General features: G+C 33.3%; 11 protein-coding genes. 7 read left to right on the top strand and 4 right to left on the bottom strand.

Translation table 11 applies throughout. From position 1 onward, the window contains the following. Positions 1-53: 53 nt before the first annotated feature. The 6 genes from HYN86_RS10995 to HYN86_RS10970 all read left to right on the top strand — a co-directional run bounded on the left by HYN86_RS10995 (position 54) and on the right by HYN86_RS10970 (position 5,478). Positions 54-953 carry an EamA family transporter gene (locus HYN86_RS10995; RefSeq protein WP_113678067.1) on the top strand — a complete coding sequence of 300 codons (900 nt, stop codon included), beginning with the start codon at positions 54-56 and terminating at the stop codon, positions 951-953. An 87-nt stretch (positions 954-1,040) separates the two neighbouring features. Then, complete coding sequence (locus HYN86_RS10990; protein WP_113678066.1) at positions 1,041-1,397, top strand: DoxX family protein; 357 nt, start codon at positions 1,041-1,043, stop codon at positions 1,395-1,397. A gap of 24 nt (positions 1,398-1,421) precedes the next feature. Further along, positions 1,422-2,144 carry an aquaporin Z gene (aqpZ, locus tag HYN86_RS10985; RefSeq protein WP_113678065.1) on the top strand — a complete coding sequence of 241 codons (723 nt, stop codon included), beginning with the start codon at positions 1,422-1,424 and terminating at the stop codon, positions 2,142-2,144. A 138-nt stretch (positions 2,145-2,282) separates the two neighbouring features. Next, complete coding sequence (locus HYN86_RS10980) at positions 2,283-3,110, top strand: sterol desaturase family protein (protein ID WP_113678064.1); 828 nt, start codon at positions 2,283-2,285, stop codon at positions 3,108-3,110. A gap of 121 nt (positions 3,111-3,231) precedes the next feature. After that, positions 3,232-3,510: a DUF2805 domain-containing protein gene (locus HYN86_RS10975; protein WP_113678063.1), complete on the top strand. Its 279-nt coding sequence runs from the start codon at positions 3,232-3,234 to the stop codon at positions 3,508-3,510. A 111-nt stretch (positions 3,511-3,621) separates the two neighbouring features. Further along, a complete protein-coding gene (locus tag HYN86_RS10970) occupies positions 3,622-5,478 on the top strand; it encodes a M61 family metallopeptidase (protein ID WP_113678062.1) in 1,857 nt (618 codons plus the stop codon). Between the two features lie 169 nt (positions 5,479-5,647). Here HYN86_RS10970 and HYN86_RS10965 read toward each other — a convergent pair whose 3' ends face one another. The 3 genes from HYN86_RS10965 to HYN86_RS10955 form a co-directional block, all read right to left on the bottom strand. Beyond that, positions 5,648-6,091 carry a hypothetical protein gene (locus tag HYN86_RS10965; RefSeq protein WP_113678061.1) on the bottom strand — a complete coding sequence of 148 codons (444 nt, stop codon included), beginning with the start codon at positions 6,089-6,091 and terminating at the stop codon, positions 5,648-5,650. Between the two features lie 286 nt (positions 6,092-6,377). After that, positions 6,378-8,717 carry a GH92 family glycosyl hydrolase gene (locus HYN86_RS10960; RefSeq protein WP_113678060.1) on the bottom strand — a complete coding sequence of 780 codons (2,340 nt, stop codon included), beginning with the start codon at positions 8,715-8,717 and terminating at the stop codon, positions 6,378-6,380. A gap of 14 nt (positions 8,718-8,731) precedes the next feature. After that, positions 8,732-11,017, bottom strand: coding sequence for a GH92 family glycosyl hydrolase (locus HYN86_RS10955; protein ID WP_113678059.1), 2,286 nt, complete (start codon positions 11,015-11,017; stop codon positions 8,732-8,734). 125 nt (positions 11,018-11,142) lie between these two features. On the opposite strand from HYN86_RS10955, the gene HYN86_RS10950 reads away from it, so the two are divergent. Then, positions 11,143-11,766 (top strand): M949_RS01915 family surface polysaccharide biosynthesis protein, encoded by a 624-nt coding sequence (locus tag HYN86_RS10950; RefSeq protein WP_113678058.1) that lies wholly within the window; start codon positions 11,143-11,145, stop codon positions 11,764-11,766. A gap of 105 nt (positions 11,767-11,871) precedes the next feature. Here the strand turns inward: HYN86_RS10950 and HYN86_RS10945 are convergent, their stop codons facing one another. Beyond that, on the bottom strand, positions 11,872-12,228 hold the full coding sequence (locus HYN86_RS10945) for a hypothetical protein (RefSeq protein ID WP_113678057.1): 357 nt from the start codon (positions 12,226-12,228) through the stop codon (positions 11,872-11,874). Positions 12,229-12,290: the final 62 nt, after the last annotated feature.

Genomic DNA, 12,290 nt, shown 5'->3' with positions numbered 1-12,290 from the left:
CTAAACAAAATAGCTTACCTTTGCCGGCTTTAATTTTTTAAAACAGATAAATTATGACTTCGCAAAATAATGTACTAAAGGGTGTTTTTCTAGTAGCTTTAGGAGCAACAACATACGGAATGCTGGCTACTTTTGTAAAAATGGCTTATTCTGAAGGATACACGACGGCAGAAGTTACAACCTCACAGTTTATTTACGGAATTACAGGAATTTTGCTAATCAATCTTTTTCAGAGAATAAAAAATAAAAATCAGGCTGTAAAAGCAACTCCAAAAAATATTTTCAGCCTAATGCTTGCTGGAACTTCATTGGGAATGACAAGTTTGTTTTACTATTTGGCTGTAAAATATATCCCAGTTTCTATTGGAATCGTTTTATTGATGCAGACCGTTTGGATGGGAGTTTTATTAGAAATGATTTTAGAAAAAAAACTGCCTTCTAAACAAAAAGTTATTGCCGTAATTATTGTTCTTTTTGGAACTGTTTTAGCAACAAATATCATCAACAATGACATACAGCTAGACTGGAGAGGTTTGGTTTGGGGAATCTTAGCTGCTGCATCTTTCACTACAACTATGTTTACGGCAAATAGTGTTGCTACCGAAATTTCCTCGGCACAAAGAAGTCTTTATATGCTTTTGGGCGGGTCTATTATTGTTTTTTCATTTGCCTTTGCAACTCAGGTAACGGCATTTAATTTTGAAATTTTCTTAAAATGGGGAATCGTATTGGCTTTATTTGGAACAATAATTCCACCAATGTTAATGAATATTGGTTTCCCACTTACTGGTATTGGGCTTGGAAGTATTGTTTCTGCACTCGAATTGCCAGTTTCTGTTATGATGGCGTATGTTTTATTAAATGAAAAAGTAATCTTCTCTCAATGGGTTGGAATTGTTTTAATTATACTTGCCATAATTATCATGAACGTAAATTTCAAGTCAAAAAAATAAGTCAGAATACGCATTATTAAAAAAATATCTTCTGTAATGCAATAATTGTTAATTTTTTTATAAATTCGTTATAAACAATTATAGATCATGACTTTACCTTGGCATTTATATTTAATGGCTTTATTGTATATACTTGCTGGAATTAATCATTTTAGAAAACCTGGAATGTACATCAAAATCATTCCTCCTATATTTAAAAACCCTAAATTACTAAATACATTAAGTGGTGCTGCCGAAATTATTTTAGGCATCCTTCTCACCCTGCCTTTTACTACTCACTTCGCCGCCTGGGGAATCATAGCATTGCTTGCTGCTGTTTTTCCCGCAAATTTTTACATGTTAAAAAATAAAAAAGCAGGTTTTGGTTTACCAAGATGGATTTTATTTGTACGTTTGCCCTTACAAATTGTTTTAATTTATTGGGCATACCAATATACATTCTAACATTAACCATTAAATTATTTTATCATGAAAAAATTATTTGCTGAGTTCTTCGGAACCTATTGGCTTGTTTTTGGAGGCTGTGGAAGTGCTATATTTGCTGCGGGTTATCCAGAATTAGGAATCGGATTTGCTGGTGTTGCATTGGCTTTTGGTTTAACAGTAGTAGCAATGGCATATGCTGTTGGACATATTTCTGGAGGACATTTCAATCCTGCGGTTTCTTTTGGATTATGGGCAGGAGGTAAATTTCCAACTAAAGATCTTATCCCGTATATTATAGCTCAATGTATTGGAGCTATAGCCGCAGCTGGTACATTGTATACTATAGCATCTGGAAAAGCTGGCTTCGTAATTGACAACACTAAAGCTGGAGCATTTGCATCAAATGGTTTTGGAGCATTTTCTCCTGACGGTTATTCTTTACAAGCTGCCTTTATTGCAGAATTTGTTCTCACCTTGTTCTTTATTTTAATTATTCTTGGTGCAACAGACAAATTCGCTAATAGTAATTTTTGCGGTATTGCGATTGGCTTAACACTAACTGTAATCCATTTAGTTAGTATTCCAATCACAAACACTTCTGTAAATCCTGCAAGATCACTTTCTCAGGCAGTTTTTACGTTAGGCGAACCATTATCTCAAGTCTGGCTTTTTTGGGCAGCTCCAATTTTAGGTGCAATTGCAGCAGGATTCATCTATAAAAATCTACTAAAGCAAGAGGGTGAACCCGAAAAAATAGTTTTATAAAAATTAGTTAATAATAATTATAAGTTACTATTTAATTAATTTCAAAGAGAAAATCCAATATATTTATATTTGATTTTCTCTTTTTCTTTGGATACAACCGAAAAGAAAACTTCATTTTAACTCAAATATTGATGTATTATGAACGAAATTATTTCTTACTTCAGTACGATTCCATCTTCCCACAGAAGTTTGATTCTGGTTGGTGGAATTACAATTTTCTGGTTAATCGAAAATACTTTTCCGCTGTTGCGAATGCAGTATAAAAAATGGCCGCACGCGGGAATAAATTTCTTTTTTACATTTACCACTATCGTTGTCAATTTTGTTTTAGCATTTATTTTAATTGGAACTGCGGCATGGACAATTGAAAATAATTTTGGGCTTTTACAATGGCTTCCCGAAATGCCAATCTGGCTTTATACCATAATTGGTTTAATGCTCCTTGATTTAATTGGCGCGTATCTCGCACATCTCGTAGAGCATAAAGTGAAATTTCTGTGGCAGTTTCACATAGTCCATCATACCGATACTTGGATTGATACTACAACTGCCAATAGACATCATCCTGGTGAAAGTGTTGTTCGGTTTATTTTTACCACTTTGGGAGTTTTAATTATCGGAACACCTATGTGGATGGTATTTCTCTATCAATCTTTATCTGTTATCGCTTCACAATTTAACCATGCGAATATTTCGCTTCCTAAAAAACTAGATGTTTTGTTGAGTTACTTTATAGTTTCACCTAATATGCATAAAGTACATCATCACTATGTTCTTCCTTATACGGACAGCAATTATGGAAACATCTTTTCTATCTGGGATAGAATTTTTGGAACTTTTACGTATTTACCAAAAGATCAGCTTGTTTATGGTGTAGATACACATATGGAGCCCAAAGAAAACAATGAATTGAAGAATCTGCTAAAAATACCATTTCAAAAATCAAGATCTTTCAAAAACAGTTAAAATCACTAAAAAAAGTATACTTTACGGCAACAACTTATTATTTTTTTTTTTAATATTGATACAGAAATTGAAAATCAATCTATTAATCATTAACACCCTATTTTGAATTAATTTTCACGAGATGAAAAAGAGTAACCGTAAAGAATTGACTTGGGAACAAACTGAAAAGCTTGTTTCGTTAGCTTTAGAAGAAAGAAATCCATTTGAAATTATTAAAAAAGAATTTGGATTAGCAGAAAAAGAAGTCTTGGAGATCATGAAGAAGAAGATGCCTCTTGAAAAATTTGAGATGTGGAAAAAGAAGGCGATTGCAAACAAACCAAAACCAAAACCAGTGAAAATAGATGATTTTGATGAAGATTTGGATGGAAAATATTATATAAAAAATAAACTAGACTAAATTTGAAGCTCCTGTTTTTCAGGAGTTTTTTTTTATTTTTAATTTAATGTAATTTTTTTAGTAACTTTTCTAAACTTTTTGTGTCAAATACACATAACTAAACATATAGAAATGAAAAAAATACTTTACACCTTAGCTCTAGCGGTCACATTTTGGAGCTGTAAAACAGGTAGCACTGGAGCCGCAAAAAGCAATACCGTAGAGGTTAACATCAATTTGACTGACGTTAAAGATGATAAAGTTTTGGTAACAGTTACGCCTCCTGCTATTAAAACAGATGAAATTATTTACAGCATTCCTAAAACAGTTCCTGGAACTTATTCTACAGACAATTACGGAAAGTATTCAGAAGACTTTAAAGCATTTGATGCTAAAGGGGCTGCACTTACTGTAAAACGAATCGACGATAACTCTTGGTCTATTTCGAATGCGAAGACTTTAAAAAAAATTACTTATTTAGTAAACGATACTTTCGATACTGAAAAAGGAACAGGATTTGGTAACGATGATGTTTTTTCTCCAGCAGGAACTAATATTGATGCAGGGAAAAATTTCATGTTAAACACGCATGGTTTTGTTGGATATTTCCAAGACAAATTAGACGTTCCTTACAAAGTTACTGTTACACATCCAGAAACACTTTGGGGCGCTACTTCTATGACAGATGAAGATGCCAGCAATACTTCTGATGTATTTACGACTTCTCGTTACGCAGTTTTAGTCGAAAATCCGATTATGTATTCTAAGCCAGATTACACTACATTTAATGTAAACGGAATGGATATTTTAATTGCTGTTTATTCTCCGACAGGAAAATTTACTGCAGAAAGTATCACGCCAGACATGAAAACGATGATGACTGCTCAGAAAAACTTTTTAGGAAAAGTAAATTCTACTAAAAAATATACAGTGTTATTATATTTGTCTAGTATGGCAAAAGATGATGCACATGGTTTTGGAGCATTAGAGCATCCTACAGCTACAACTGTAGTTTTACCAGAATCCATGCCGAAAGAAAAATTGGTTGAATCTATGAAAGACGTTGTTTCTCATGAGTTTTTTCATATCGTAACACCATTGACTATTCACTCAAAAGAAATCCAGTTTTTTGATTATAACGCACCAAAAATGTCTGAGCATTTGTGGATGTATGAAGGTGTAACGGAGTATTTTGCTAATCTTTTCCAAATCAACCAAGGTTTAATTGATGAGGCAGAATTTTATACTCGTATCGCTGATAAAATTGAACAAGCAAAAGGCTTAAATGATACAATGTCATTTACAGTAATGAGTAAAAACGTATTAGAACAACCTTATAAAGACCAATACTTAAATGTATATCAAAAAGGAGCTCTAATCGGAATGTGTATTGATATTATCATTAGAGAAAAAAGCAACGGAGAAAGAGGTATTCTTGATTTAATGCATAAATTATCAGATGAATATGGTGTTGAAAAACCTTTTAATGATGATGAATTATTCGCAAAAATAACTTCACTAACATACCCTGAAGTGGGCGAATTCCTGAATAAATATGTTGCGGGAACTACTCCAATTCCTTACGATTTTTATCTAGCAAAAGTTGGTGTTACAAAAGCAAGTGAGAAAAAAGCTGGAAATCCGTTCATTAAAGGACAAACTCCTTACATTACTATTGATAAAGCAACAAAAGAAATCGCAGTTCGTCCTGAATCAGAATCAATCGAATTCTTTAAAAACTTGAATTTAAAAGGCGGCGATAAAATTTTAGCTGTAAATAACAAATCATATTCTCTAGACAACATCTACGATTTGATTACGGAAAGTGAAAACTGGAAAGAAAATGATCCAATCACTTTAAAAGTAAAACGCGGTACAAAAGAAGAAACAATTAAAGGAACCGTAAAATTACCATACGAAGAGGCTGAAACTTTTAAAGCAACTGATGCTTCAAAAGAGAAACTTAAAAATGCATGGTTAAAAGGATAATTTCTTTTTAAAACATAAAAAAAACCGACAAGTGATTGTCGGTTTTTTTGTTTTTGTCATTGCGAGGAACGAAGCAATCTCATCCTAAATATCTGTTTTTTAATTAGAACTTATATTAATGAGGTTGCTTCGTTCCTCGCAATAAATATGCTGTATGTTTTTTAAAGCTTTATTTCTTCACTGGAAACTTCCAGTCAAATTCGTCTTTATTATTGATAATTGCTCCTATTTCGAACTTTACAACCTCATCAAATTCTGTCTGGAGAATAAACCAATTGTCTTCATTAAAGTAATTTTCGAAAGTATCAAAAGTTTCCTGATTGTATTTGGTAATTCCTTTTGTTGCAAAATCTTTCTTTACATCAGCAATTTTTCTTCCGATTAAGTTGAATCCGAAAACTTCTAAATCTGCGCTTGACGCAACAAGATACCCTAATTTTAAATCTTCTTCCTGATAAAATGTCAATCTGATTTTTTGTGCGTTGTACACGAAAATTACATTATCATCTTCGTCTTTATAGTTTTTATCAGGTTTTCCTAAAGCAGCCGTTACATCGTTCTGCTTCATTCCGAAAAGCAGTTTATCAATTCCTGATTTTAAATTTATTTTCATATTTAATGGTCTTTATTTGAAATGCAAATTTCGTGAAGTTTTTTGTTATTTGCCACGAATTCACAAATTAAAGTAATTACTGTAAATTGTCAGACTGAGTTAAATTATTTGTCAGGCTGAGCGAAGTCGAAGCCCGTTACTAATTTAAAAGTCCTTCGACTTCGCTCAGGGTAACAGTTTTAGCCAAAACCTAAAAGGTTTTAAAAACACGTTAGGATGCATCAAGATTTTTACTAAACCCTTACAATTAGGACCTTAGCACCTTAGATTCTCAGCACCTTACCTACTAATACTTCTTCTTATTTGGTTTTGAACTCATATAAAACGTAATCTTCCCGCCGGCTAAAACATCATCATGCTTCAAAAACGGTTTGTCTAATTGTTTTCCATTCAGAAGCACTTTGCTTACAAAAACATTTTTATCCGATTGATTAACGGTTTCTACTTCAAAGTTTTTTCCGTTTTCTAAATTGAAAACCGCCTTTTTAACTAACGGACTTCCTAAAGCATATTCTTCAGAACCCGGTGCAACAGGGTAAAAACCTAAACTGCTGAAAATATACCAAGCGCTCATTTGTCCGAAATCGTCATTCCCGCCTAAACCGTCTGCTCCATTTCGGTACATTTTTTTAAGAATCATTCTAATTTTATCCTGTGATTTCCAAGGCGAATCTGTCCAATTATACAAATAAACAACGTGGTGCGAAGGTTCGTTTCCGTGGACGTAATTTCCAATAATCCCGTCTCTTGTAATATCTTCTGTATTTTCAAAATACTTGTCTGGTAAGTGCATATTAAATAGAGAATCTAAACGCACTTTAAATTTGTCATTTCCGCCCATTAATTTAATCATATCGGCTGGATCGTGCGGTACATACAAACTGTAATTCCACGAATTTCCTTCAATAAAACCTTGTCCGTGAGTATCCAGCGGATCAAACTCTTTTTTGAAAGTTCCGTCATTTAATTTAGGACGCATAAAACATGTTTTTTCGTCGTAAACATTTTTATAGTTTTTAGATCTTTCGATAAACTCATTGTAAATTTCTGTTTTCCCTAGTTTCTTGGCTGCCTGAGCAATTGCCCAGTCATCATAAGCATATTCTAAAGTCTTAGAAACCGACGAACCATTTTTATCTTCTGGAACATAGCCTTTTTTCATGTAATATTCCAATCCATCATAATACGGTACTTTTGCCGTATTTACGCAAGCCTGCAGTGCTTTTTCAGCATCAAAATTGATATTTCCTTTCACAATGGCATCTGCAACAACAGAAACAGAATGATAGCCAATCATACACCAGTTTTCGTTAGCATAATGCGACCAGATTGGAAGCATTTTATGGACACTTTGATCTGAATGTGCAAGCATGGAACTTACCATATCGGCATTTCGTTTTGGCTGTACAATATTAAATAAAGGATGCAGAGCTCGATAAGTATCCCAAAGCGAATAACTGGTATAATTCGTAAAGTTTTCTGCTTTGTGAACATTCATATCCAGACCTTTATAATTTCGATCTAAATCCATGTATTCTGTTGGACCAAGAAACGCATGATACATCGCGGTATAAAAGTTAACTAAATCTTCTTTCTGAATCGTTTCTACCTGAATTTTATTCAATTCTGTATTCCAAACTTCCTGACTTTGTTTTTTAACTTTTTCGAAATCCCAATTTGGAGTTTCTTTTTTCATATTTTCTAATGCACCTGCTGAACTTACAGGAGATAAAGCCATTTTTATTTTAATTTTTTCTCCTTCATTGGTATCAAAATCAAAAAATAATTTCAAGTTTTGACCTGCCATTTCTGGAAAATTTTTAGTCTGGTCAAATCTTCCCCAGAAACCTCTGTACACACTTTTTTCCTGCGCAGCCTGTCCGTAGCTTTTAATAGGTTTGCTAAAAGACATGGCAAAATAAACTGTTCTGGTTCTTGCCCAGCCATTGGTCTGGCGATAACCTGTTATTAAAGTATCATTTTCAACCCTTACAAAAGTCCAGACATTCTTTTTATCATAATTGTAAATCCCTGAAGTTAAATCCAAAATAATATGCGCATCATCTGACTTTGGAAAAGTATACTGATGCATTCCAACACGCGTTGTCGCTGTAAGTTCTGCTTTAATTTTATGATCTTCTAAAAAGACGCTGTAATAGGCCGGTTCTGCCTTTTCTGTAGAATGAGAAAATACCGATCTGTAACCCGACAGAGGTTTAGAAGCGACACCGGGATTTAATTGTAATTTTCCCGTTGTCGGCATAATCAAAAAATCACCTAAATCTGAATGTCCCGTGCCGCTAAAATGTGTGTGGCTGAAACCTACAATTGTTTTATCTTCATATTGATATCCTGCACAATATTTATAAACTTCGCCGTTGTACTTTCCGTTCAGGCTGTAAGCAATTGTATCTGTTTCTGGACTTAACTGTACACTCCCAAAAGGAACTGTAGCGCCTGGATATGTATGTCCCATTTTTGCAGTCCCAATCATTGGATCCACATATTGAATTAGATTCTTTAAATTATCCTGTTTTTTTTGAGCATAAATTTCATTGCCTAAGTTTATTGTCGCTAACAATAAAAAAATGCTTTTCAAAAAATTTAGAAGATTAAATTTATTCATATTTACGTTTTAATTTATTTTTCTTTAGAAAGTGAAAATGGAGCTGTTTTAGGTTTTCCGTTTTTATTTTCAATATTGTTCATTTCAAAATCGATCACCGCACCATTCATCAAATCTTGATGCGAGAAAAAGCTTTTATTATATTCAACTCCGTTTAATGATGCTTTTTCTATATACTTATTTTGATCACTATTTTTTGGCGCATTAATAATAAGCTGCTTTCCGTTCTCAAGACTAATCGTTACTTTTTTAAACAACGGAGCACCAATAACATATTCGCTGCAAGTTGGGCAGACAGGATAAAATCCTAATGCAGAAAAAACATACCAGGCAGAAGTTTGTCCATTATCTTCATCGCCGCAATAACCATCTGGTGTTGGTTTGTACATTCTGTTCATTGTTTCTCGAACCCAATATTGTGTTTTCCAAGGTTGAACAGCGTAAGGATATAGATAAATCATATGTTGAATCGGCTGATTTCCATGCGCATATTGACCCATATTGGCAATCTGCATCTCTCGAATTTCGTGAATTACTTCTTTATAATAGGCTTCATCGAAAATAGGTTCTAGTGAAAAAACTTCATCCAGTTTTGCAGCAAATTTAGCTTTTCCTCCCATCAGATTTATCAATCCGTCAACATCATGAAAAACAGACCAAGTGTAATGCCAGCTGTTTCCTTCGGTAAAAGCATCTCCCCATTTAAAAGGATTAAACGGACTCATAAATTTACCGTCTGCTAATTTACCGCGCATCAGCTTAGTTTCGGGATCAAATAATTTTTTATAATTTAAACTTCTTTTTTTGTATAAATCTATTTCTTTTTTTGGTTTGCCTAAAGCTTTTCCCAATTGATAAATCGAAAAATCATCATAGGCATATTCTAAAGTTCTGGCTGCACTTTCGTTAATCGAAACATCATAAGGAACATAACCCAATTTGTTATAATAATTAACTCCAAGTCTTCCAACAGCATTTAGCGGACCTTCGTTATTTGCACCGTGAATTAAAGCTTGATACAACGCTTCAATATCATATTTGTATTTTTCTTTATTTTTTAAATACGCCTCTGATACTACTGACGCTGAATTATTTCCAACCATCACATTGCGTAAACCCGGACTTCCCCATTCTGGAAGCCAGCCGCTTTCTTGATACGCATTTAAAAGTCCTTCCTGAATATTAGAATTTAACTCTGGCTCCAAAATGTTTAAAAGAGGGAACAATGCTCTAAAAGTATCCCAAAATCCCGTATCTGTAAACATATATCCTGGTAAGACTTCTCCATTGTATGGACTGTAGTGAACAATATTTCCGTTTTTATCATATTCGAAAAATTTTCTAGGAAAAAGCATTGTTCGATACAAACAAGAATAAAAAACTTGATTTTGTTCTTTTGTCCCGCCTTCTGTAATAATACGTCCAAGTTTCTTATTCCAAGCTTCTCTTCCTTTTTCTTTAACGGTTTCAAAACTATTAGAGCCAATTTCTTTTAGATTTAATTCTGCCTGTTCAAAACTGATAAACGACGATGCCACTTTTGCTGTAACAATTTGCCCTTTTTTAGTTTTAAAACCAATTACAGCTCCCGTATGGTCTGCAGTAACTTCTTGCTCTTTTTTTAAAGTTTTATCACTAAAAGTATTTATTTCTTCAAAAGGCACATCAAATTGAATTACAAAATAGTTTTTGAAGTTGGAAGGAACTCCCCTGCTGTTTTTAGTCGAGTAACCAATTATTTTATTTTCTTCTGGAATAATCTTGATATACGATCCTTTATTAAATGCATCAACGACAATGTAGGATTTATCATTTTGAGGAAAAGTAAATTTGAAAAAAGCTGCTCTTTCTGTTGGGGTTATTTCTGTGGTTACATCATAATCTGCAAGATAAACACTGTAATAATAAGGTTTTACAGTTTCAGATTTATGCGAAAACCAGCTTGATCTTTCGTCTTCGTTAAAAACAGGTTTACCAGTAACCGGCATTATCGAAAATTGACCGTAATCGTTCATCCACGGAGAAGGCGCGTGTGTTTGTTTGAATCCTCGAATCTTATCTGCCGAATACGTATAAATCCATCCATCTCCCATTTTCCCTGTTTGAGGTGTCCAAAAGTTCATTCCCCAAGGTAATGCAATTGCCGGATAGGTATTTCCGTTTGAAAGATCTGGTTTAGAATCACTCCCCATTAATGGATTTACAAAATCTACCGGCTCGTGAATTTCTGTTGTAGTTATTTTTTGCGCATTAATAAACTGATTGTAAAAGAACAACGAGAAAAATATTAATAACCTCATAGTTGGATTAGTTTTAGGAATTTGAAAATGTAACTTTTGGTTAGAAAATTACAATAAAATAGAGTTTCTAAAAAATTTTAAACTAAAATCTATTTGAATATCTTTGAAAAGCTAAAGCTCCCATAATGAAAAAGATATTTTTGTTCCTTGTTTTTATTAATTCAACTCTCAATTTCGCTCAAAAAATTGAAAGTTATAAGTTGACAAAAGAGCAGATTATACAAAGAGAACTTGATCAGATTACAGATTTCCCAATTTACAAAGCAATTGAATATCAAGATAAAGGAGGAGTTTATGATTTGGTTTTCACCGAGAATCAAAAAAACATTTCTAAAAAAGACACGCTGAATACCAAAATACAAGCAATTTGTGTCATGAATGATCATGGCGGTTTTTTAGAAAAATGGAGAATCAATGATTTACTTGAAGATTATATTCCGAAAGAAACCACAATATGGTTTTGGACAAAATACTGTACACTTAAAGATCTTGACGGCGATGGTTATATTGAACCGATAATTGTTTACGGCTCTAAAACCGAATATGGCGAAGTACGCAGAGTAAAAATTATCACAGTTTACAAGAATAAAAAATATGTTATTCGCGCGGTTGAATGCGATTTAGATGATTGCAGAAGTTTTACGAAAGATACTGCTTGGAATACGCTTCCGCAGAAAGTAAAAACATATGTAGATCAATTAGTTATTAAACTGAGAAAAGAGCAGAATTTATTGTTGAAAGATGGTTAGTTTTAATGGTGAATGGTGAATGGTGAATTGTAAATTGTGAATTGTTATAAGTGATGGTTAATTCCATAACTAACAACTAACAACTAACAACTAACAACTAAAAAATCACTCATTCATTTCGTCGTAGCGTTCTGGAACTTGTGGATCGTAAAGCGGACATTTGAATTCTTCCATGACATCAACTAATTTATTCATGGTTTTTCCTTCTGTACCGTAGCAGTCAATTTTTACGCTTTGAGGTGTTGTAATAACTTGAAATGCTCCTTTTCCTTTTGGATTTTTCCAGCTGTTTTCATCGACTCTTTCCCAGTCAGAAAAAACAGAATTGATTCTATTTACGATTACATCAATTTGAAGAACAGCCAGACCTTCTACTTCTTCTTTTTCAAGTAGTGCTTCATAAACTTCCTGATTATTCAAGTAGATTTCATCTAGGTATTTCCAAAAAAGTAATTCGTACATAATAGAATGGGATTTATAAATTGTAGAAACGCACCGCAGTGCCTCTAAAATAACGAAAGACG

The sequence above is a fragment of the Flavobacterium fluviale genome (assembly GCF_003312915.1).
Classification (GTDB): domain Bacteria; phylum Bacteroidota; class Bacteroidia; order Flavobacteriales; family Flavobacteriaceae; genus Flavobacterium; species Flavobacterium fluviale.
The sequence above is the reverse complement of the archived record's forward strand: the minus strand, read 5'-3'. Positions and strand labels throughout refer to the sequence as shown.